Annotated in this window: 19 protein-coding genes and 1 pseudogene; 8 read left to right on the top strand and 12 right to left on the bottom strand. The window is 67.3% G+C overall.

The window, feature by feature from the left end; genetic code table 11:
* Positions 1-8: 8 nt before the first annotated feature.
* The 3 genes from CV103_RS06555 to CV103_RS06565 all read right to left on the bottom strand — a co-directional run bounded on the left by CV103_RS06555 (position 9) and on the right by CV103_RS06565 (position 5,496).
* Positions 9-908, bottom strand: a complete 900-nt coding sequence (locus CV103_RS06555) for an SDR family NAD(P)-dependent oxidoreductase (protein WP_107394388.1) — start codon at positions 906-908, stop codon at positions 9-11.
* Positions 909-1,000: 92 nt separating this feature from the next.
* Entirely contained in the window at positions 1,001-3,475 is a 2,475-nt protein-coding gene (locus CV103_RS06560; protein WP_015457822.1) for a TonB-dependent receptor, read from the bottom strand.
* Between the two features lie 278 nt (positions 3,476-3,753).
* Positions 3,754-5,496 carry an N-acyl-D-amino-acid deacylase family protein gene (locus tag CV103_RS06565; protein WP_107394389.1) on the bottom strand — a complete coding sequence of 581 codons (1,743 nt, stop codon included), beginning with the start codon at positions 5,494-5,496 and terminating at the stop codon, positions 3,754-3,756.
* Positions 5,497-5,587: 91 nt separating this feature from the next.
* Here CV103_RS06565 and CV103_RS06570 point away from each other — a divergent pair, with 91 nt between their 5' ends.
* Entirely contained in the window at positions 5,588-6,319 is a 732-nt protein-coding gene (locus CV103_RS06570) for a TetR/AcrR family transcriptional regulator (RefSeq protein ID WP_070934441.1), read from the top strand.
* A gap of 162 nt (positions 6,320-6,481) precedes the next feature.
* On the opposite strand, the pseudogene CV103_RS06575 reads toward CV103_RS06570, so the two are convergent.
* Together CV103_RS06575 and CV103_RS06580 are read right to left on the bottom strand one after the other, a co-directional pair.
* Positions 6,482-6,877, bottom strand: a pseudogene (locus CV103_RS06575) (endonuclease domain-containing protein).
* A gap of 132 nt (positions 6,878-7,009) precedes the next feature.
* Positions 7,010-8,419, bottom strand: a complete 1,410-nt coding sequence (locus CV103_RS06580) for an OprO/OprP family phosphate-selective porin (RefSeq protein ID WP_107394411.1) — start codon at positions 8,417-8,419, stop codon at positions 7,010-7,012.
* A 310-nt stretch (positions 8,420-8,729) separates the two neighbouring features.
* Between CV103_RS06580 and CV103_RS06585 the strand changes: the two genes are divergently transcribed.
* From CV103_RS06585 to CV103_RS06595, 3 genes are all read left to right on the top strand, one after another.
* Positions 8,730-10,469, top strand: a complete 1,740-nt coding sequence (locus tag CV103_RS06585) for a copper resistance system multicopper oxidase (protein ID WP_107394412.1) — start codon at positions 8,730-8,732, stop codon at positions 10,467-10,469.
* A complete protein-coding gene (locus CV103_RS06590) occupies positions 10,466-11,620 on the top strand; it encodes a copper resistance protein B (RefSeq protein WP_245896690.1) in 1,155 nt (384 codons plus the stop codon). Before CV103_RS06585 ends, CV103_RS06590 begins: the two co-directional genes overlap by 4 nt.
* Before the next feature lie 200 nt (positions 11,621-11,820).
* Entirely contained in the window at positions 11,821-12,378 is a 558-nt protein-coding gene (locus CV103_RS06595; protein ID WP_107394390.1) for an NADPH-dependent FMN reductase, read from the top strand.
* Positions 12,379-12,804: 426 nt separating this feature from the next.
* On the opposite strand, the gene CV103_RS22090 is transcribed toward CV103_RS06595, so the two are convergent.
* Positions 12,805-13,002 carry a hypothetical protein gene (locus tag CV103_RS22090; RefSeq protein WP_139181748.1) on the bottom strand — a complete coding sequence of 66 codons (198 nt, stop codon included), beginning with the start codon at positions 13,000-13,002 and terminating at the stop codon, positions 12,805-12,807.
* A gap of 195 nt (positions 13,003-13,197) precedes the next feature.
* On the opposite strand from CV103_RS22090, the gene CV103_RS06600 reads away from it, so the two are divergent.
* The 3 genes from CV103_RS06600 to CV103_RS06610 all read left to right on the top strand — a co-directional run bounded on the left by CV103_RS06600 (position 13,198) and on the right by CV103_RS06610 (position 16,147).
* Positions 13,198-14,346 (top strand): glycoside hydrolase family 130 protein, encoded by a 1,149-nt coding sequence (locus CV103_RS06600; RefSeq protein ID WP_107394391.1) that lies wholly within the window; start codon positions 13,198-13,200, stop codon positions 14,344-14,346.
* Positions 14,347-14,415: 69 nt separating this feature from the next.
* A complete protein-coding gene (locus CV103_RS06605) occupies positions 14,416-14,913 on the top strand; it encodes a YbaK/EbsC family protein (protein WP_015457831.1) in 498 nt (165 codons plus the stop codon).
* 49 nt (positions 14,914-14,962) lie between these two features.
* On the top strand, positions 14,963-16,147 hold the full coding sequence (locus CV103_RS06610) for an acyl-CoA dehydrogenase (RefSeq protein ID WP_015457832.1): 1,185 nt from the start codon (positions 14,963-14,965) through the stop codon (positions 16,145-16,147).
* Between the two features lie 46 nt (positions 16,148-16,193).
* Here CV103_RS06610 and CV103_RS06615 read toward each other — a convergent pair whose 3' ends face one another.
* A complete protein-coding gene (locus CV103_RS06615; RefSeq protein ID WP_015457833.1) occupies positions 16,194-17,129 on the bottom strand; it encodes a DUF808 domain-containing protein in 936 nt (311 codons plus the stop codon).
* 472 nt (positions 17,130-17,601) lie between these two features.
* On the opposite strand from CV103_RS06615, the gene CV103_RS06620 reads away from it, so the two are divergent.
* Positions 17,602-17,727, top strand: a complete 126-nt coding sequence (locus CV103_RS06620) for an entericidin A/B family lipoprotein (RefSeq protein ID WP_015457834.1) — start codon at positions 17,602-17,604, stop codon at positions 17,725-17,727.
* A 33-nt stretch (positions 17,728-17,760) separates the two neighbouring features.
* Here CV103_RS06620 and tatC read toward each other — a convergent pair whose 3' ends face one another.
* The 5 genes from tatC to CV103_RS06645 form a co-directional block, all read right to left on the bottom strand.
* Positions 17,761-18,531, bottom strand: coding sequence for a twin-arginine translocase subunit TatC (gene tatC, locus CV103_RS06625; protein ID WP_107394392.1), 771 nt, complete (start codon positions 18,529-18,531; stop codon positions 17,761-17,763).
* Positions 18,528-18,887 (bottom strand): Sec-independent protein translocase protein TatB, encoded by a 360-nt coding sequence (gene tatB, locus CV103_RS23195; RefSeq protein ID WP_107394393.1) that lies wholly within the window; start codon positions 18,885-18,887, stop codon positions 18,528-18,530. The genes tatC and tatB overlap by 4 nt, the downstream gene beginning before the upstream one ends.
* Before the next feature lie 138 nt (positions 18,888-19,025).
* Positions 19,026-19,271 (bottom strand): twin-arginine translocase TatA/TatE family subunit, encoded by a 246-nt coding sequence (locus CV103_RS06635; RefSeq protein WP_015457837.1) that lies wholly within the window; start codon positions 19,269-19,271, stop codon positions 19,026-19,028.
* A 26-nt stretch (positions 19,272-19,297) separates the two neighbouring features.
* Positions 19,298-19,876, bottom strand: a complete 579-nt coding sequence (gene scpB / locus CV103_RS06640) for an SMC-Scp complex subunit ScpB (protein ID WP_015457838.1) — start codon at positions 19,874-19,876, stop codon at positions 19,298-19,300.
* Positions 19,873-20,628 (bottom strand): segregation and condensation protein A, encoded by a 756-nt coding sequence (locus CV103_RS06645; RefSeq protein ID WP_015457839.1) that lies wholly within the window; start codon positions 20,626-20,628, stop codon positions 19,873-19,875. The genes scpB and CV103_RS06645 overlap by 4 nt, the downstream gene beginning before the upstream one ends.
* Between the last annotated feature and the right edge of the window lie 26 nt (positions 20,629-20,654).

Consider the following 20,654-nt stretch of genomic DNA (forward strand, 5'->3'; position numbering starts at 1 on the left):
CCCTCCCCTCAAATTCCGGCCGGCGCGATGGCCGGGTGCGAAAAGGCCGGCGGCTCGCGCGCGGGCATCGTGCCCGCGCCGTCCAGCGTGCGCACGGTCAGCCCTTCATGGTGCGGATAATGCATGGAAAAGGCGACCAGGCCGGTGCGCTCGGCCGCCGGGCGGTGGCACATGGCGAGCACGGTTTCCGCCAGATATTCGACATCCTCGGTCGGGAAATCGTCCGGGATCAGCTGGGACGCGCCCGGCGTGCGGATGGCGGTGGAAGGCCCCACCACGTTGACGGCGATGTCATAGTCCACCAGCTCCGCCGCCAGCCCCTGGCTGAAACGGTGGAGCGCCGCCTTGATCGCGGCATAAGCGGTGTCGCCGCCCGCCTTGGCATAATCCTGATAGGGCCGGGTCGGCGGCAGCGCCGTCACCGATCCGATATTGACGATCCAGCCCGCGCCCTGCGCCTTCATCTGCGGCACGGCGGCGCGGATTAGCGCGAAGGGCGCGCGCAGATAATGTTCGAAGGTGCGATCGAACGTCTCCAGGCTCATCGCGTCGATGCGGGCATAATCGGCGAAGCCGGCATTGTTGACGAGGATGTCGATCCGCCCGGCCGCGTCCACCGCGCGCTCCACCAGCGTCGCGCGGTCCTCGGCCTTTTCGAGGTCGGCGTCGATCGGGATGGCGCGCCCGCCGGCGGCCTCGATCAGCGCCACCGTCTCGGCCAGCGTGCCCGGCACGATCTGCGCGTTGCCGAAGCGCTGGGATGCGGCGGCGCCGTTCAGCGATCGCGCGGTCACCACCACGGCGGCGCCGGCCGCCGCCAGCCGCTGGGCGATGGCCCGGCCGATGCCGCGGCTGGCGCCCGTGACCAGCGCCACGCGGCCAGCGAGCACGGGGTTCGGATCAGCCATTATCTTGAAACCTCATCATCTGCGGGCCTTCGGGCGGCCCGGAAAAAATCGGGGGCACCGCTGCCGGCGCCCCCTTCACATTCATCCCCGGCCTAGAACTTGATGCCCAGTTCCACGCCATAGGTGCGGCCGCGATCGTAGGTCGTGGTCAGCGACAGCACCGGCGCGCCGAAGGGGTTGTAGTCCACATCGAACAGGTTCTGGCCGTAGACGGAGATGCTGGCATCCACCCCGCCCAGCGGCAGGTTGGCGACGCCCAGCCGCCCGTCGACCAGCCAATAGGCCTTGGTGTAGGCATATTGTTCGAGCGGCGAGACATTGCCGGCAAGGTCGGTGATCGGCGTCGAGACCAGCGGCGCCTTGGACTTGTAGCGGCCTTCCAGACGGACGAAGGCATTGCCGCCGTTCGAGAATTCCGGCGCGTCATACTGGCCCGAAATCCGCCCGGTCCACTTGGACGAATAGGTCGTCCGCGCGACATCCGAAACGTCGACGCCGGCCAGGATGAACTCCTTATAGTTGAAGTCCTGATAGCCGAGATTGCCGCTCAGCGTCAGGCCGCGCACCGGCACCACGTCCACCTCGGCCTCGAAGCCCTTGATGTGCGCCTTGCCGGCATTGTCGAAGAACTGGACGCCATCGATGAAGTTCTGGGTCTGCAGATCCTTGTAATCGCTGTAGAAGGCCGCGAAGTTGGCCCGGACGCGATTGTCCCAGAACTTCGTCTTGAGGCCCAGTTCGTAGGCGATCAGCGATTCCGGCTTGTAGGGGATGCCGCTCAGGATGCCGCCCGCGACGTAACCGGACGAAACCTTGCCGTAGGCGGTGACGTCGTCGGTCGGCCGGTAGGTGGCGATGGCGGTGAAGTTGATCTTGTCGAAATGGGCCTTGTACTTGCCCGGCCCGAGCTGACCGCCCTGGCCGCCGGCGATGCTGTAGATATTGGTCTGCCGATCGTCGAGCGTGTAGCGCAGGCCACCGGTCAGATCGAACTTGTCGGTCACGTGCCAGGTTGCCTGGCCGTAGATCGCCATCGAGTCGTTGATTGCGCGGGTGTCGGTCGTGCCGCTGCCGAACAGCGCATCGAAGGAATTGACGTCGCGGGCATCGAGCACCCCGTCACCATTGATGTCGATGCCGAACGGCGCCAGCGGCGTGCCGACCGGGAACGCCGTCAGGATCGCCTGATCGCCAACGACCTTGCCATTCGCCACCGGCTGGAGGATGCCGAGAATGTCGGTCGCGGGCGAGTTTTCATGGAAGTAGAACACGCCGGCCGTCAGTTCCCAGCGGTCCTGGGTATATTGGAACTGCACTTCCTGGGTGAACTGCTTCTGCTTGGTCGCGCGCGCGGTCAGGAGCGAGAAGAAGCTATCGTTAGGTCCCGGCAGATTGGCCGGATCGAACAGCGTCGTTCCGCCATCCAGCAGCAGGCTGCGCAACTGGCCGACCGTGAACTTCAACCCGCCCGATGCGGCGAGGTCGTAGACATACGGGTCCTGCTTGAACTTGCGGTAGGCGGTGATGCTCTTCACCGTCAGCGCATCGCTTACGTCCCAGTTGAGCGTCAGGCTGTGGCCCTGCGTCACGACATGTTCAAGCGAGGTGGCGTTGGCGAGATTGTCGATCCGCTTCGTGGATTCGTTGGTGATCCCGCCCAGCAATCCCTGCAGGTTCACGATCGGCTGGAGGAGCTGGCCGGAGGCATCCGGGATCACGCCCAGGCTCTGCACGCCACGGCCCACGGCGCGGGCATCGGTATAGTCGAAGCGGTAATCGATGCGGAAATCATCCGACGCATCAAGCCGCGCAGCGAGCTGGCCGCCGTCGATGTTCCGGCCGCCCAGCTTGTTGCTGTAACGCAGGTTGCCGAAGCGCGGATCGCGCACGCTCAGGTCCAGCGTCCGGCCGCCGATCAGGTTGGTCTGGTCGCCCTCGATCTGGTCGTGCAGATAGGCAACCTTCACCGAAAGCGGTCCCAGCGCCGGCAGGTCCAGCGTGATCTTGCCGCGCCACGCATCGTAATTGCCGTAGGAACCGGTGGCCTTCATGCCCCATTCGCCGCTCGGCGCGGCGGTGACGAGGCTGATGGCGCCCGATGTCGCGTTGCGGCCGAACAGCGTGCCCTGCGGGCCGCGCAGCACCTCGACGCGCTCGATATCGGCCAGGTCGAACACCGAGCCGACGGTGCGGCCGATATAGACGCCGTCCAGATAGATGCCGACCTTGGGATCGACGGCGTTGTTGGACGTGCCCGATGCGATGCCGCGGATGATGATGGTGGGATTGGATTGCAGGCCCTGCGTGTTGATCTGCAGGTTGGGCGCCACGCCCGCCAGGTTCTTCACGTTGGTGACGCGCATCTGGTCCAGCGCGTCGCTGCTGAGCGCGGTCACGGCGACCGGCACGTTCTGCAGCGCTTCCTCGCGCCGCTGGGCGGTCACGACGATATCGGCGATGCCGACAGTCTCCTGCGCGTCGGCGGCGGCGCTGTCCTGGGCGTAAGCGGGAACCGAAGCGAACATAGCGGCGCTGGCGAGCAACGCCGCGACAAGCGACTTCCTCATTTTCCTCTCCCTGTGGATGCGACCGGCTTGGGCGCCGGCTCGTATCTGTGCCGGAGGCTACATCTCCCCCGGCGAATAATGAAGCGCCTTGCATCGAAATTCTGATGCGCGATCGGGCCAAATTCGACGATCGAGACTTCCCGCTCGTCTTTGCTCGACTTTGCGCGCCACCCCGCCCGACTTAGGTCGCTTATTCGTTCATCGAGTCCTTTTGGCGTTATCGCCTTTCCGTGATCCGGCGGAACGGATGAAACGCCCCGTCCCGCCGGTCCGGCCCCTTATTCGGCCGCCATGCTGTAGGCGGAATCCACCTGCGGGCTCAGGAACTCGCCCGGCCGCTTGCCGGTGGGCTCGCCGCCGTCGAAGGTCGCCTCGCCATTGACGAGGGTGAGGCGCATCGGCGCGGGATCGCGGGTATAGCGCCAGGTGATGCCGCCATGGCCATCGGGCACGTCGAAGATCTTGCGCTCCTCGCGCCGTTCGATCTCGTCGATGTTGAACACGGTGATGTCGGCCGGCGCGCCTTCTTCCAGAACGCCGCGTCCCTTCAGGTTGAAATGCCTGGCGAGCTTGCCGGTCTGGACGTGCACGGCCTCCTCGATGCTGATCTTGCCGCCCCGCACATAATAAGTGAACAGCAGCATATTCTCGCCCGGCCCGCAGAACATCTGGGCATGGGCGCCGGCGTCGGAGACATTGCCCACCGACATCGGATCGCGGATCAGCTCGATCACCAGTTCCTCGTTCATCGGGAACGGCGCCATGTGGACGGTGGACTTCACCCCGTTCTTCAGGATCCAGTCCGCCATCGCGTCCGAACGGTGGGCCGCGCCCGACTGCTTCATATATTCGGTCAGCGTCAGGTTCACCGGCCCCGCGCCATTATCCGAATTGCGCAGCAGCAGGTCGTCCGGCCGGTTCATCGGCGCATGCGCCCAGGCATGGTTGTCCCAGCTGTCGCGGGCGCGGGCGCGCCATTCGGGATCGGCGAGCAGGCGCTCCTTCTCCTCGTCGGTCTCGGCCTGCACCACCTCGTGCCAGGCATAATCGTTCGACTGGGCGAAGATCAGCGACTTGGTGAGCGAGAGCGTGTTGGTCGGCGAGACATGGGTGAAGGCCGTCCAATAATCCTTGCCCTGCGCCTTGAAGTCGTCGTGCAGCTTCTGGAGCGGCCCGAGGGTCGGCTTCTGGAATTCGAGGGTGGGGAGACCGGCCCATTGCATGCGAACCGACTTGCCTTCCAGCAGCCGGCCCATGCGGGCGACCATTTCCGGGCCGGTCATGCGCATGAAGGTATCGATGATGACCTGGACGGCGCTGCCGGGGTGGCGATCCAGCACCTCGAACAGGGCGGCATATTCGGCATCGTCGGCGATCTGCGTCGGCACGGGGCGGTCGTCGCCGTCATGATCGAGCAGGTTGGTCGAAAGGCCGAGCGCACCGGCGTTGAGCGCGTCGTCCAGCAGCTCGCACATCCGCTCGATCTCCAGCGGGGTGGCGGTGCGTTCCCACGCATCGAGGCCCATCACCGCAAGCCGGATGGCGATATGGCCGACATAGGCGGCATAATTCAGCGGGATGCGGACCTTGGAGGTCAGCGACGCCTTATATTCGCTCCACTTGCGCCAGTCCCACGGCAGCTCGGAGACGAACGGCTCCTTGGCGATGTCCTCGAAGAAGGAGAAGATGTTGATCACCTCCTGCGTCGCGGCCTTGTCGTCGGAGATGGGCGCGCAGGAGAAACCGCAATTGCCCATGATGATCGTCGTCGCGCCATAGCCGGGCAGCGGGTTGAGATCGTCCTGCCACCACATCGTCGCGTCGAAATGGGTGTGCGCCTCGATGAAGCCCGGCGTCACATAGCATCCGGTCGCGTCCACCACCCGCTCAGCGCCGCCGCGCGGCGCCAGGCCGGCGCCGATCTCGGCGATGCGGTCGCCCGTCACCCGCACGTCGGCGGCATAAGCGGGCGTCATCTTGCCGTCGACGACGGTGCCGCCCTTGATCAGGAAATCAGCCATTATCCTCTCCTCGGTTGTCTTTCCCGCCGGGCTCGCCTATCGCGGGGATCGAATTTGTTTCTCTTATTTACTTATTGAGGTAAACTAAGTCGTGGCGAGCAGCAATAGCCAGAATCGGACCCTGTTCGCGGATGAGGACACGCCGCCCTCCGTCACGCCCGCCGCGATGCGCGGCCGCCCGGCGATGCTTTCGGCCGACGCCATCGTCGATATCGCGCTGAAGCTGCTGGACGCGCATCCGGGCGACGAGCTGACCATGGCCCGGATCGCCCGCGAACTCTCGGTCTCCCCGCCCGCGCTCTACCGCTATTTCCCGACGCGCACCGCGCTGCTGGCGGCGATGTCGGCGGCGGTGTTCGCCGATTTCCCGGACATGCCGGCGGACAGGCCGTGGCGCGAGCAGCTGCTCGCCTGGCAGAATCACGTCGCCAATCTGTATGAAAGTCACCATGGCGTCATGAAGCTGATGGGGTGGGACGATCAGCTCGCCGGCCCCTGGCTCAAGGTGCAGGCGCCGGTGGTGGAGCTGCTCCACCGCATGGGCCTGAAGGAACTGGCGCTGGTCGAAACGGCAAGCTGGTTCCTGGCCGCCACGGTCGGCCTGATCGGCACTTATTATGCCAGCGAGTCCGAGGTGCTCGATCGTTCGGACATGGTGGCGCTGGACGAAGGCGTCGCCGATCTCACCCCTACCCAGCGCGCGCTGGTGGAGGAGAGCCGCAAATGGATCTGGAAGGCCGATCCGCACCGCACGCTCAACAAGGGCTTCCAGGCGCTGCTGGACGGCGTGGAACGCGAGCTCGACGAAGCGGCGGCAGGCTGAACCGGCCGGCGCTTTCCTGGCTCCGCACCCGCCGGGAGGGCAGCCCGCCATCCGCCTTGAAAATGCCCCCGGCCGGGTGGACAAATTCCGATGGTGATCGCTGTCGGGTTTCGGGACGGTCTTGCGATAGGCTGAATGACCGGAATGTCGGGGAAGCGGACGTCAGCGCTTTTTCCTCCCCTCCCTGAAAGGGAGGGGTTGGGGGTGGGTTCCGCCGAGGCACTCGGCGGTTCTGGCGAGGATCGCCTCCACTACGCCGTCAGGATTGGCCAGCACCTCGCCATTCCAGAATCGCAGAACGACCCAGCCTTGATCCGCGAGAAACTGGTCACGTCGCGCGTCATAATCATGTGCGTCGAGATGCTGGCTGCCATCGCACTCGATCGCCAGCCCAGCCGACCGGCATGCAATATCCAGAATATAGGGGCCAACAACCTACTGCCGGGTGAAGCGTGGGCGATAGCGCGACAGTCGCCGCCAGAGAAGGCGCTCAGGCTCCGTCCGGCCATTGCGCAAGGCCCGTGCATTGGCCGTCATATGTTCGGGGACGCGCCGCATAACGCAACGTTATCGAGGCGCGCTCCGCGCGCCAACCCACCCCCCAGCCCCTCCCTTGCAGGGAGGGGAGGAAGGTCCGCAATGTCGTCGAAAATTCCAGCAGCGGCCGTGATCCGAATTTGTCCGCGCCGCTTAGAAGTCCAGTTCGATCCGCGTGCCGATGACGTGCAGGTTATAGTCGTCGAACACGCCGTCGGCCGTCACGCCCGGCGAATAAGTGAGATATCCGTAGTTCAGGTTGAACCGCAGATAGTTGATCGGCGTCCAGACCAATCCCGCCAGATAGGCGTTCTGCCGGCCGCCCAGCACGCCCGCCGATCGATCGTTCAGGCTGAGATAGTCGTAGCGGAGGTTCAACTGGACCGCGCCGATTCCGCCCTTGCCGAACGGGCGCTTCGGGTCCGCGCCGCCGAATATGCCGTTGCGGTAGGATCGGGTATCGCCCTTGGTGAGGAAATAGCCGACCTCGGCATAGCCGCCGAAGAAGCCGACGTCGGGCGCGTCCGGCCGCATGGCGCGCAGCCAGTGCGCCTCCGCCACCGCATGCCAGGGGCCGCGGATGGCGGCCGCTTCCAGCCCGTAATTCACCTCGTCGTCCACGTTCAGCCCCGGCGTTTCCAGCACATAGCTGTTGGTGCCGTGCAGGAAGGGGCGCTGGCGGTAGACGGTGGGCTTGTCCGCCAGCCGCTTCAGCGTCCGCCAATGGCCCGATGCGCCGAAATGGAGCTGGGTATCGTCCACCTTGGGCGCGAAGACGACGCGGCCGTCCACGCCGAAGCTGTTATTCTCGTCCCCGCCCGAAGGCCCGTCGCTGCTGTTGGAAAGCGCGCCGATATCGTCGGTGAAGATGCCGCCCTGCAGCAGCCAGTCCTTGTGATGATATTGGGCGGAAATGCCCAGCCGCCGTTCGAAGCCGAAGGCATCGGTGAAGGCGGCGCGTTCCATCACCGATCCGGTGGTATCGCCGGTCAGCTCGTCCAGCGACTGGAACTGGTTCTGGTTGCCGATCGCGACCAGCCAGTCCTTCGTCTCATAGGTGACGAAGGTGTCGACCAGATCGACCTTGTTGTCCGAAAGCTCCAGTTCCAGCTTGTAGCCGAAGCCCGAGCCCAGCTTGCCCTCGCCGCCCAGGCGGATGCGGCGCATCTCGCTGGTGAAGCCGAAGCCCTTGTCGTCCGAACCCGGCGGGTGGGAGACATAGCCCGCATCCGCCTGGATGCGGCCCTTCACCTTGAAGGCGCGATCGTCGCTGGTGAACTGGGGCGATCCCTTCCAGCTGATGCCGGTTTCGGGCGCGGCCTTGGCGGGCGGCGGCGGGGCGGCGGCGGCCACGGCGGTGGATGCCTGCGGCGCCGCCGGTGCGGCAGCCGGCGCGCTCGTCGCGGTGGGCGCGGCCTCCTCTTCCGGCCCCAGCCGGCTTTCCAGCCGGGCGAGTTGCGCCTTCAGCAGCCTGATCTCCTCGCGGATGCGCTGCGCCTCCTCGGCGGAGATCGGTTCGGCCGCCGCCGGCGTGGCGCAGATCAGGCTCAGGCCGAGCGGCATGGCCGCCATGATGTGCCGTGACGTGAAAACTGCCATGAAAGCGATTGCGGACGCGGACCGGCCGCGCCTCCCCTGATTTGCCCATGTCGCAACGCCAGCCGATGCCCGATCGGCGGTTTACGACGCCGTGCGCCCTAAGCGGCAAATATGGCCACATTGTGCCCTATCGTAACCGAAGATTGCCGGCCGGCGGCGCCGTGGGAAAGTCGCTGACATGCCGGCGGCCGGCGATATGATGGGCGCGATCGGCCGCGCGCGCCGGTCCGATGTCGCAATAAGGGGCCGGCCGGCCCCGAGAGTGGGAATTGGCATGAAGGATGGAATCGGCCGCCGCGATGTGTTGCGCGGCGCCTCGTTGCTCGGCGGCGGCCTGCTGCTGAACGCGGCCCTGCCCGCCTGGGCGCATAGCGGCGCGCACGGCCTCACGGCCGACATGCCGATGCTCAGCGGCACGGACATCAAGCTCGCCGTCGGCCATTCGCGCTTCGCCGTCGGCGGCAGGAGCGGCCATGCCATCACCGTCAACGGCACGCTGCCCGCGCCGCTGATCCGCCTGCGCGAGGGGCAGCAGGTCCGCCTTTCCGTCACCAACGGCCTCGACGAGGATACGTCGATCCACTGGCACGGCCTGATCCTGCCCTTCCAGATGGACGGCGTGCCGGGCGTCAGCTTCCCCGGCATCAGGCCGGGCGAGACCTTCCATTACGAATTCCCCGTGCGCCAGGCCGGCACCTACTGGTATCACAGCCATTCCGGCCTGCAGGAGCAGATGGGCCATTACGGCCCGATCGTGATCGATCCGGCGGGCGCGGACCCGGTGGCCTATGATCGCGAGCATGTGATCGTGCTGTCGGACTGGAGCTTCCTCCATCCGCACGAGATCTTCCGCAAGATGAAGGCCCAGGGCGGCTACTTCAACTGGCAGAAGCAGGCGCTGGGCGACGGTGGCGCCATGTCGGCCGCGGATCGCGCGATGTGGGGCCGGATGCGGATGGACCCCACCGACATCGCCGACGTCACCGGCGCCACCTACACCTATCTCGTCAACGGCCACGGCCCGGCGGAAAACTGGACGGGCCTGTTCCGCCCCGGCGAGCGGGTGCGGCTGCGCATCGTCAACGCTTCCGCGATGACGATCTTCAACGTCCGCATCCCCGGCCTCGCCATGGCCGTGGTGGCGAGCGACGGCCAGAATGTCCGCCCCGTCACGGTGGACGAGCTGCAGATCACCGTCGCCGAAACCTATGACGTAATCGTCACGCCCACGGAGGACCGCGCCTTCACCCTCGTCGCGGAATCGGTCGATCGATCCGGCATGGCCCGCGCCACGCTGGCGCCGCGCCTGGGGATGCAGGCCCCCGTCCCCCCGCTCCGCCCCCGCCCCACGCTCACCATGAAGGATATGGGCATGGATCATGGCGCCATGGGCCACGACGGGATGGACCATGGCGGGATGGACCAAGGCGGCGCCCTGCCCATGAAGATGCCGATGAAGATGCGCGACAAGAGCAAGGCGCCGCCGGGCCTGAAGGTCGGCCCCGGCGTGGATTCGATCGCGGCCATGCCCGTGGACCGCACCGGCGATCCGGGCCTGGGGCTGGAGGATGCCGGCCACAAGGTGCTCACCTATCGCGATCTCGTATCGCTCGCCCCCAATGCCGACACGCGCCCGCCCGCACGCCGGGTGGAGCTGCACCTCACCGGCAACATGGAACGCTTCATGTGGTCGTTCGACGGGGAGACCTATAGCGAGGTGACCGAGCCGATCCGCTTCGCCCGCGACGAACGGGTGCGCGTCGATCTCGTCAACCACAGCATGATGGCGCACCCCATCCACCTGCACGGCCATTTCTTCGAGGTGGTGAACGGCCACACCGGCAACCATCCCGTGAAGCATACGGTGAACGTGCTGCCCGGCGGCAAGGTGAGCTTCGACCTCACCGCCGACGCGCCGGGCGACTGGGCCTTCCATTGCCACCTGCTCTATCACATGCATGCGGGCATGTTCCGCGTCGTCAGCATCCGCCCGCTCGACGGAGAGGCCGCATGAAGCCCCTCCTCGCCGCCGCGCTGGCGAGCGCCCTCCTCGCCGCGCCCGCTTACGCGCAATCCGCGGACCCGCATGCGGGGCATGACATGCCTTCGGCCACGCCGGCCGATCCGCACGCGGGCCACAACATGCCTCCGGCCCCCCCGGCCGATCCGCATGCCGGCCACGTCATGCCACCGGCCGCTCCGGTAAATCCGCATGCCGGCCACGTCATGCCTCCGGCCACCCCGGCCGATCCGCACGCGGGCCACCACATGCCGCCGGCCGCTCCGGTAAATCCACATGCCGGTCACAGCATGCCACCGGCCGCTCCGGTCGATCCTCATGCTGGCCACGTCATGCCGCCGGCCACGCCGGCCGATCCGCATGCCGGCCACAATATGGGCACCCCCGCCGATGCCCCGCCACTGTCACCGCCTCCGGCCGAGGCCATGGCCGGACCGCGCTTCGCCGCCGACGGGCTGTTCGATCCGCGGGCGATGGCGGCCGCGCGCGCGCAGCTTGGGCGGGAGCATGGCGGCGGCACTCGCTACACGGCGATGCTCGATCGGCTGGAGGCGCGGATCGGCAATGGGCCGGATGCCTATCTGTGGGACGCGCAGGGCTGGTATGGCGGCGATATCGACCGGCTATGGCTGAAGGCCGAGGGCGAGGGCGCGTTCGGCGGGCGGATCGACGATGCCGAGGTGCAGGCGCTGTGGAGCCACGCGATCGGCCCCTGGTTCGATCTCCAGGCCGGCCTGCGCGGCGATTTCCGCCCCGGCCCGGATCGCGCCCAGATCGTCCTCGGCGTCCAGGGCCTCGCGCCTTACTGGTTCGAGGTCGATGCCGCCGCCTTCGTCTCGCACAAGGGCGATCTCACCGCGCGGGCGGAGGTGGAATATGACCAGCGCCTCTCCCAGCGGCTAATCTTCCAGCCTCGCGTCGAGATCGACCTTTCCGCGCAGGACGTGCGGGAGCTGGGGCTCGGCTCCGGCCTCACGTCGATCGCCGCCGGCGCTCGGCTGCGCTACGAATTCGCGCGCGAGTTCGCCCCCTATGTCGGCGTCGAATATGAACGGAAGATCGGCGACACCGCCGATTTCGCCCGCGATGCCGGCGAAGACGTCGGCGGCTGGCGCGCGCTGATCGGCATCCGGGCGTGGTTCTGAGGATCCGTTTGGAAATCCGCTTCTAGCGAATTTCGATGCGGCACAGCCCACGCCCGGCCACCCAAGGCCGGTATCTTGTGGATGGCCGGGTGGGAAGAGCGGGCCGGCGCGGCAATCTTTGCAACATGGCCGGCCGCGGCCCTTGATTCCCGCCCCGCGCCGTTCCAGCCTGCCCGCCGCCACAACAGGGAGCCGCCAGCATGGTCACGATCGTCGGATTGTCGGGCAGCCTGCGCCGCCATTCCTACAATAGCGGCCTGATCCGCGCCGCCGCCGCCCGCGCGCCCGAAGGCGTGACGATCGATATCGCCCCGATCGCCGGCATCCCGCTCTATGACGGCGACGTCGAGGCGCAAGACGGCATCCCGCCCGCCGTCGCGGCGCTCAAGGACCGGATCGCCGCCGCCGACGGGCTGCTGATCGCGACGCCCGAATATAACAACTCGATTCCCGGCGTGCTGAAGAACGCGATCGACTGGGCATCGCGCCCGCCGGCGGACAGCGGCCGGGTGTTCGCCGACAAGCCCGTTGCGGTGATCGGCGCATCGCCCGGCGGGTTCGGCACGATCCTGTCGCAGACCGCCTGGCTACCAGTGCTGCGCTCGCTCGGCTGCCGCCAATGGTCCGGCGGGCGCCTGCTCGTCTCCCGCGCGGGCAAGGCCTTCGACGCGGAAGGCAAGCTGACCGATCCCGCGGTCCTCACCCAGCTCGAGGAATTCGTGGTCGCCTTCGCCGGTTCGCTGCGCCAGGGAGCGTAACAAAGTCCGGGCCGCAACGGCAGCGGGTTTCAGGGCGCTACGCCGGCCTGCCTGATGACCGGCCGGTTGGGGAAACGGCCTTCAGCACTTCCCCCCTGGAAGGGAGGGCTGGGGGTGGGTTCCGCCGAGGCACTTGGCGGCCCTTGCAAGATCATCAGCCATAGGGGCCGACGACAAACTACCTCATGAATCGCGGCCGGTGGCGGGATAGCCGCCGCCAGATCAGGCGCTCGCTTTCTATCTGCTGGCGGGCCTCGCTCCGCGCGCTGACCTCCCACAACCCCTCCCTTTCAGAAAGGGGAGGAATGGCCGCCCGGTCGTCTTGTGCGGACAGGCCATTCCGCCAGCGCCGGTGCCAATCCGCTTTTGCCCATGCAGCCCGAGCCCCCGGAACCAGCGCCTCCCCGCGCCGGTTCCGGTCGCCCTTCACACGATCTGGCCGGCCCTGCGGCTCGGCCGCCGGCGGACCGAGGCGGCGACGGTGGCGAAGGCCACCAGCGTCATCGCCCAGCCCGCCGGCTCGGGCGGGTAGCCGATCAGGCCCGCCAGCACCCCCGCCAGCGCGATTGCCGCGATCACCTGTCCCACGCCCGTCCCCCGGCCTGCTTCACACCCCACGCTCACGCCACGCACCATGCAAAGCCACTCCCCGCTCACGCATGGCCAGAACCAAGCAAGCGCCCTGCCCGATCGCGAAAGCCATGGATTCCTTTGCTCTCCGATGGTTAACGGCCGGGCCGCTCCTCGGTCGCCTGTAAGCGCCGTCGACAGGCATTGCCGCCTTGTGGCCGCCGCCCGCTTGCGGCAAGGTCCCCCCCCATGGCCGCGCCCGCAAATGGCCCGCCGGCCGGATATCCGGTCGATCGGCTGATCTTCGCCCCCGGCGACGTCGATCTCGCACGCTCGCCCCTGGCCGGGCATCTGATGGCCGAAACCTACGTGCTCGGCGCCTTCAATCCGGGGCTGACCCGGCTGCCGAACGGCAATCTGCTGATGATGGTCCGTGTGGCGGAGGCCCTGCGCGAGCCCGTGCGCAACGACCATGTCCACGCCATCCGCTGGGCGGACGGGCGCTACGTGCTCGATCCCTGGCCGCTGGAGCAGGCCGACACCGCCGATCCGCGCAAGTTCCTGCTGCAGGGCGGCGGGTGGAAGGTGATGGCGCTCACCTCGCTTTCCTGGCTGCTGCCCGTCGAGCTTGCGCCGGACGGGCTGGAGGTGGTGGCCGTCCATTATGATCGCGCCATCGCGCCCCGGGCCGATCTGCAATGCTATGGCATAGAGGATGCCCGCATCAGCCGGGTGGGCGATCGCTGGCTGATGACGACCTGCTCCGTCAGCCCCGAACGGCACAGCACCACGCTCTACAGCTCGGAAAACGCGCTCGACTGGCGGTTCGAGGGCATCGTCCTCGATCACCAGAACAAGGACATGCTGATCTTCGAAGGGCTGATCGATGGCCGTTACTGGGCGCAGACGCGGCCGTTGGGCGACCTGTATTTCGCTTATCCGCCGGGCAGCGAATGGCGCGCCGGCCCATCGATCAACCTCGCCACCTCGCCCGATGCGCTCCACTGGAAGCCGTACGAGCGCCCCGGCATCCGCCCCCGCGCGGGCACGGCCGTCAGCGCGCGGATCGGCGGCGGGGCGCCGCCCATCCTCACCGACGAAGGCTGGCTGACCCTGTGGCACGGGGTGGAACGGCACGAGATCGTCGGCATATACCGCACCTATTGGTCGATCCTCGACCGCGACGATCCCTCGCGCGTGCTGCGCGGCGGGGAGGCGCCGCTGCTGGAGGCCAATGCCGGCCTCACCCGCCCGATCGAGGACCTGATGTATCTGCGCGACGTGGTGTTCACCACCGGCATCGCCGATGCGGGCGATCATTATGTCGTCGCATCGGGCGAGGCCGATCTCGCCTGCCGGATCACCCACATCCCCAAATCCGTCTTCGCGGCCGGATAGCCGCCGGGGTTGTCAGTCGCCTCGCGGGCGGCCAAGGATGTCCGCAACGAACAATTCCGAAGGATAGAGATGAGCCTGGAATCGGTGCGGGCATGGCTTGCCGTCCATGCGCCGGATATCGCCATCATCGATCAGGGAGAAAGCACCGCCACCGTGGCGGATGCCGCCCGCACGCTGGGCGTGGAGCCGGGCCAGATCGCCAAGACGCTGTCGGTGCGCATCAACGATGCGGTGGTGCTGGTGGTGGCCCGCGGCGATGCCCGGATCGACAATCGCAAGACCAAGGCGGCCTTCGGCGGACGCCCCCGCATGCTGGGGGCCGAGGAGGTGCAGGCGCTGACCGGTCATCCCGTGGGCGGGGTCTGCCCCTTCGGCCTGGCGACGGCGATCCCGGTCTATTGCGACATATCGCTGCGCGATTTCGCGGAGGTCTATCCGGCGGCCGGATCGACCACCAGCTCGGTCCGGCTGACGCCCGCCCGGCTGGCCGATCTGGTCGGCGCGCGCTGGGTGGACGTCTGCCAGCCGCCCGCCGTGGCGGACGCGGCGGCCGAAGCCGCCGAATGAACCGGCCCCATCGCGGGCACGACAGCTTGAGTGAGAGAAAGGCGTTACGATGAGCGGCATGGCCAAGTTCGACTGGGCGGACCCCTTCCTGCTGGAAGACCAGTTGACCGGGGATGAGCGGATGGTGCGCGATACCGCCGCCCAATATGCGCAGGAAAAGCTGCAGCCGCGCGTGATCGAGGCGTTCGCCAACGAGACCACCGATCCCGAGATCTTCCGCGAAATGGGGGCGTTGGGCCTGCTGGGGCCGACCATCCCGGCCGAATATGGCGGGGTTGGCGCATCCTATGTCGCCTACGGCCTCGTCGCGCGCGAGGTGGAGCGGGTGGATTCCGGCTATCGTTCGATGATGTCGGTGCAATCCTCGCTCGTCATGTATCCGATCCATGCCTACGGATCGGAAGAGCAGCGCCGCAAATATCTGCCGAAGCTGGCGACCGGCGAATGGATCGGCTGCTTCGGCCTGACCGAGCCCGACGCCGGATCCGATCCGGGCGCGATGCGCACGCGGGCGGAGAAGATCGATGGCGGATACCGGATCAGCGGTTCCAAGACATGGATATCCAACGCGCCGATCGCCGACGTGTTCGTGGTCTGGGCGAAATCCGATGCCCATGGCGGCGCCATCCGGGGCTTCGTGCTGGAAAAGGGCATGAAGGGCCTGAGCGCGCCGAAGATCGAGGGCAAGCTTTCGCTGCGCGCGTCGATCACCGGCATGTTGATGCTGGACGGGGTCGAAGTCGGGGAAGAGGCGCTGCTGCCCAACGTGTCCGGCCTCAAGGGGCCGTTCGGCTGCCTCAACCGCGCGCGCTACGGCATTTCCTGGGGCTCGCTCGGCGCCGCCGAATTCTGCTTCCACGCCGCGCGGCAATATGGCCTCGACCGCAAGCAGTTCGGCCGGCCGCTGGCCGCCACCCAGCTCTACCAGAAGAAGCTGGCCGACATGATGACCGATATCGCGCTCGGCCTGCAGGCTTCGCTGCGCGTCGGCCGGCTGATGGACGAGGGCCGTTTCGCGCCGGAGATGATCTCGATCGTCAAGCGGAACAATGTCGGCAAGGCGCTCGACATCGCCCGCGCCGCCCGCGACATGCACGGCGGCAACGGCATTTCGGGCGAATATCAGGTGATGCGCCACGCGATGAACCTGGAAACCGTGAACACCTACGAAGGCGCCCACGACGTCCACGCCCTGATCCTCGGCCGCGCGATCACCGACATCCCGGCGTTTTGAACGGAGCCTGCGGGCGCGCTCCCCGGCAGGAGCGCCCCGCCCGCTTCTATCGCTTCACCAATTTCAGGCCGCCCACGATCAGCGCGCCGATCGCCACGCCGAAGATGCCCGATCCCAGCGCCTGGACGAACCAGCTCGCGAAACCGCCGATCGCCGGCAGCGCATGGGCGGCGGCCTCGGCAGCGTCGTGGATCAGGTGGGGAAGCGGGGTGAGGCCGAAATGTTCGAGGCCGTGGACGATGATGCCGCCGCCCACCCAGATCATCGCCGCGATGCCGATCGTCGCCAGCGCGCGCAGCACCACCGGCATGCCCTTCACCAGCCCCCGGCCCACCGCGCGGACCAGGCCGTTGTCGCGGCGGGAAAGGTGCAGGCCGATATCGTCCATCTTCACGATCAGGCCGACGACGCCATAGACGCCCGCCGTCACCAGCAGCGCCACCACCGCCAGCACGATCGCCTGGGTGGCGAGCGACTTTTCCGCCACGTCGGCGAGCGCGATCGCCATGATCTCGGCCGACAGGATCAGATCGGTGCGCACCGCCCCGCTCACCTTCCGGGCCTCGATCGCGGCGGGTTCCTCGAAGGCGGGCACCGCCTCCTCGCCGTCCGCCTCGTCATGGTGGCCGCCCAGGCTGTGGACCAGCTTCTCGGCGCCCTCGAAGCAGAGATAGGCGCCGCCCAGCATCAGGAGCGGCGTAATCGCCCATTCGGCGAAGGCGCTCAGCAGCAGGGCGGCGGGCAGCAGGATCAGGAGCTTGTTGCGCACCGATCCCAAGGCGATCTTGCCGATGATCGGCAGTTCGCGATCCGGGGAGAAGCCCACCACATAGCGCGGCGTGACGGCGGTATCGTCGATCACCACGCCCGCCGCCTTGGTGCCGGCGCGGCCGGCGGCGGCCGACACGTCATCCAGCGATGCCGCCGCCAGCTTGGCGATGCCCGCCACGTCGTCCAGCAACGCTACCAGTCCGGTCGGCATCCGGTTCCATTCCCTGTGGTTGATCCCCGCCCCTTCCGTAACGCGGCGGCCACGCGATGCAATGGCACAATATCCGGCTGCCGCATCCAAGTAGAACATGCGACCATATCGGCGGATTCCGGCCCCAGCCCTTGCAGATCATCGCGCTATATCGCCGTTCCGTCCCCCGGACTCCACGACCCGCAGATTTTTTTTCATGGCCCCGGAACCGGCGGCTTCCCGGCTCGTTCCCGCAATTCGGATAGCGACCTTATGCCCCCCCGCTCACGCTATCCGAACCCAGGGCCCGGGACCGTCGATCCTCCCCCCGACGACGGTTCCCGGGTCCGCATTCTATCAGCGGGTCCACAGACGGCTTTCCTCCAGGGCGACCAGGCGTTGTTCCGATCGAACCACCCGCGGAACAAAGCTTCATGACCGCGCATTGTCCCTCCGTCTTCCGGCCCGCGCCGGAACGTTAGAGGAGATTTCCATGCGTAGGATCTTCACCCTGGCCCTGATGGCCAGCACGATGCTGCTGGCCGCCTGCAATACCGTGGAAGGCGCCGGCAAGGACGTGAAATCTGCCGGCGAGGCCGTGGAGGACGCCGCCAAGTAACCCTGCCACACCAACGGAGCCGGAACGCCCGCGTCAGGCGGTGGTGGCGTCTTCCGCCGCCACGTCCCGGGCGCGGCGCTTCTCGGTGAACCAGATCGCGATCAGCGCCAGTTCGTAGAGCAGCACCAGCGGGATCGCGAGCATAAGCTGGGATACCACGTCGGGCGGGGTCAGCACCGCCGCGACCGCGAAGGCGCCGACGATGGCATAGCGGCGCCCGGACTTGAGCTGCGTCCGCGTCACGATCCCGGCGCGTTCCAGCAGCATCAGCAGCACCGGCAGCAGGAAGGCGACGCCGAAGCCGAAGATGAATTTCGTCACGAAATCCAGATAATTGCCGACACCCGGCAGCGCTTCCTGGCTGACGCCGCCGATATTGCCCTGGTAGCTCAGCAGGAAATGCAGGGCGACCGGCATGGCGACATAATAGGCCATCGCCGCCCCGGCGATGAACAGCAGCGGGGTGAAGGCGAGGAAGGGTAGCAGCGCCCTCTTCTCCTTGGCGTAGAGCCCCGGCGCCACGAACTGCCAGAGCTGGTTGGCCACCACCGGGAAGGCCAGCATCAGCGCCGAGAAGAAGGCCACCTTGATCTCGACGAAGAAGGCTTCGAAGATATTGGTGTAGATCAGCCTGCCCTGCCCCGCCTTCAGCAGCGGCTGCACCAGGAAGGCGAAGATCGGCTTGGCGAAATAGAGGCAGAGCGCGAAGGCCACGCCCAGCGCGGCGAAGCTCCATAGCAGGCGGCGGCGAAGCTCGATCAGATGGTCGAGCAGCGGCGCCTTGGTGTCGTCGATATCCCTCATGCCGGCCTGTCCACGGCAGGCGTGTCGGCGGCGGGCGCATCGGCGGCCGGCGTGCTATCGGGCGCGCCGTCCCCGGGCGGCGGCAGCGGCGTCATGGCCGGGGCGCCTTCCTCCCGCATCACCGGATGCTCGCGCATGATCCGGGCATTCTCCTCCGCCCATTTCCGCTCCATCTCCTCGATCTCCGACTGGCGGATCATCTCGTCGAAGCCGGAGCGGAAGTGGCGGGCCATGCCGCGCGCGCGCGCGACCCACTGGCCGACGACACGCATCAGGCGCGGCAGATCCTTGGGGCCGATCACCACCAATGCGACCAGCGCGACCAGCATCAGTTCCGTAGGGGCGATATCGAACATCGAAGCTTCGGTTACTTTCGCGGGGCGGTGCGGCCGGCCGGATCACCTGCCGGCCAGCCTCGCCATTCCTGTCTGCGCATCGTCACGGCGCGAGCCGAGCCGGCATCCCAGCCCGGATCAGCACAAGCGGCGCGCCCGTCAGGGCTGCGCGGGCCGATCGTCCTGCATCGGCTGGAGGTTGCGATCGGCATTCGGCTCCAGCGGCGGCTGGGCCTGGAGGCGCGGCGCGGGCTTGGGCGCCTCATCCTCGTCTGCCATGCCCTTCTTGAAGCTTTTGATGCCCTTGGCGACATCGCCCATCATGTCCGAAAACCGCCCCTTGCCGAACAGCAGGAGGACGATGATGCCCACGACGAGCCAGTGCCAGATACTGAGGCCACCCATGTAAATTCTCCCGGTAAGCCCCCTATCTAGTCGTCCGCGTCGTCGCTTTCCACCTCCAACTGCGCGAAGGCGAGATCGACGGGGTCCAGCAGCCCCGCGGCCTTCAGATCGTCGATCCCCGGCAGGTCGCGCCGGCTGGCGAGGCCGAAATGGGCGAGGAAGGCCGAGGTGGTCGCATAAGTGAGCGGCCGGCCGGGCACCTCGCGGCGGCCGGCCGGGCGGATCCAGCCGGCTTCCATCAGCACGTCCAGCGTGCCCTTCGATATCTGGACGCCGCGAATCGCCTCGATCTCGGCGCGGCTGACGGGCTCGTGATAGGCGATGATCGCCAGCGTCTCGACCCCGGCGCGGGAAAGGCGGCGCGGCTCCTCCCGATCGCGGCGGAGGATATGGGCAAGGTCCGGCGCCGTCTGGAAATGCCAGCGCCCGCCGCGTTCGACCAGATTGATGCCCCGGCCGGCATAATCGTCCGCCAGCGCCCCCAGCGTGCGACGGACATCGCCCGCCTCGCCCACCGCCGCCATGATCTCGGTAAGCGTCAGCGGCGCCTCGGCCGCGAACAATGCCGCCTCGATCGCGCGCTTCAGATCGTCGGGCGGGTTCATGCGGCGCGGATCATCAGCGGCGCGAAAGGCTCCGCCTGCTCGATATGCGCCTTGCCCAGCCGCGCCAGCTCCAGCGCGGCCAGGAAGCTGGATGCCAGCGCCGACCGGCGATATTCGGGATCGAGCGTGGGCGGCAGGAAGCTTTCGAGCGAGGCCCAGTCGAGGCTGACGCCGATCATCCGCTCCACCCGGCGCATCGCCTCGTCCAGCGTCATCACCGGCCGGCGGGATACGACGTGGAAAACCGGCTCGGCACGGGCGCGCACCTCGCCATAGGCCGCGATCAGATCATAGAGGCCGACCTGCCACGCCGCCTTGCGGACGACCTTCAATCCTTCGGGCGAACCGCGCTGGAAGACATCGCGCCCCAGCCGATCCCGCGCCATCAGCCGGGCGCCGGCCTCCCGCATCGCATCCAGCCGCTGCAGCCGGAGCTGGAGGCGCAGCGCCAGTTCCTCGGGGCTGGGATCGATCTCCGGGTCCTTGGGCAGCAGCAGGCCCGATTTGAGGTAAGCGAGCCAGGCCGCCATCACGAGATAATCGGCGGCGATCTCCAGCTTCAGCGCCTTGGCGCCCTCGATGAAGGCCAGATATTGCTCGACCAGGGCGAGGATGGAGATTTCGCGCAGGTCCACCTTCTGCGCCCGCGCCAGGTTGAGCAGCAGATCGAGCGGCCCCTCCCACCCGTCGAGCGCGAGGGTGAGCGTATCGGGAGAGGCGAGAGGCAGTTCGAAATCGTCGTCATCGGCCATGGCGACAGGCTAGCGCGGCTTTTGCG

This window comes from Edaphosphingomonas fennica (assembly GCF_003034225.1).
In the GTDB taxonomy this organism is placed as follows: domain Bacteria; phylum Pseudomonadota; class Alphaproteobacteria; order Sphingomonadales; family Sphingomonadaceae; genus Sphingomonas_E; species Sphingomonas_E fennica.

Bases quoted from the DNA above. Each gene is read 5' to 3' on its own strand.
- CV103_RS06565 (WP_107394389.1), bottom strand. From the start codon at position 5,496: ATGGCTGATTTCCTGATCAAGGGCGGCACCGTCGTCGACGGCAAGATG.
- CV103_RS06560 (WP_015457822.1), bottom strand. From the start codon at position 3,475: ATGAGGAAGTCGCTTGTCGCGGCGTTGCTCGCCAGCGCCGCTATGTTC.
- CV103_RS06580 (WP_107394411.1), bottom strand. From the start codon at position 8,419: ATGCCGCTCGGCCTGAGCCTGATCTGCGCCACGCCGGCGGCGGCCGAA.
- CV103_RS06610 (WP_015457832.1), top strand. From the start codon at position 14,963: ATGAGCGGCATGGCCAAGTTCGACTGGGCGGACCCCTTCCTGCTGGAA.
- CV103_RS06605 (WP_015457831.1), top strand. From the start codon at position 14,416: ATGAGCCTGGAATCGGTGCGGGCATGGCTTGCCGTCCATGCGCCGGAT.
- CV103_RS06590 (WP_245896690.1), top strand. From the start codon at position 10,466: ATGAAGCCCCTCCTCGCCGCCGCGCTGGCGAGCGCCCTCCTCGCCGCG.
- tatC (WP_107394392.1), bottom strand. From the start codon at position 18,531: ATGAGGGATATCGACGACACCAAGGCGCCGCTGCTCGACCATCTGATC.
- CV103_RS06585 (WP_107394412.1), top strand. From the start codon at position 8,730: ATGAAGGATGGAATCGGCCGCCGCGATGTGTTGCGCGGCGCCTCGTTG.
- CV103_RS06600 (WP_107394391.1), top strand. From the start codon at position 13,198: ATGGCCGCGCCCGCAAATGGCCCGCCGGCCGGATATCCGGTCGATCGG.
- CV103_RS06645 (WP_015457839.1), bottom strand. From the start codon at position 20,628: ATGGCCGATGACGACGATTTCGAACTGCCTCTCGCCTCTCCCGATACG.
- CV103_RS06635 (WP_015457837.1), bottom strand. From the start codon at position 19,271: ATGGGTGGCCTCAGTATCTGGCACTGGCTCGTCGTGGGCATCATCGTC.
- CV103_RS06555 (WP_107394388.1), bottom strand. From the start codon at position 908: ATGGCTGATCCGAACCCCGTGCTCGCTGGCCGCGTGGCGCTGGTCACG.
- CV103_RS06615 (WP_015457833.1), bottom strand. From the start codon at position 17,129: ATGCCGACCGGACTGGTAGCGTTGCTGGACGACGTGGCGGGCATCGCC.
- CV103_RS06620 (WP_015457834.1), top strand. From the start codon at position 17,602: ATGCGTAGGATCTTCACCCTGGCCCTGATGGCCAGCACGATGCTGCTG.
- CV103_RS06595 (WP_107394390.1), top strand. From the start codon at position 11,821: ATGGTCACGATCGTCGGATTGTCGGGCAGCCTGCGCCGCCATTCCTAC.
- tatB (WP_107394393.1), bottom strand. From the start codon at position 18,887: ATGTTCGATATCGCCCCTACGGAACTGATGCTGGTCGCGCTGGTCGCA.
- scpB (WP_015457838.1), bottom strand. From the start codon at position 19,876: ATGAACCCGCCCGACGATCTGAAGCGCGCGATCGAGGCGGCATTGTTC.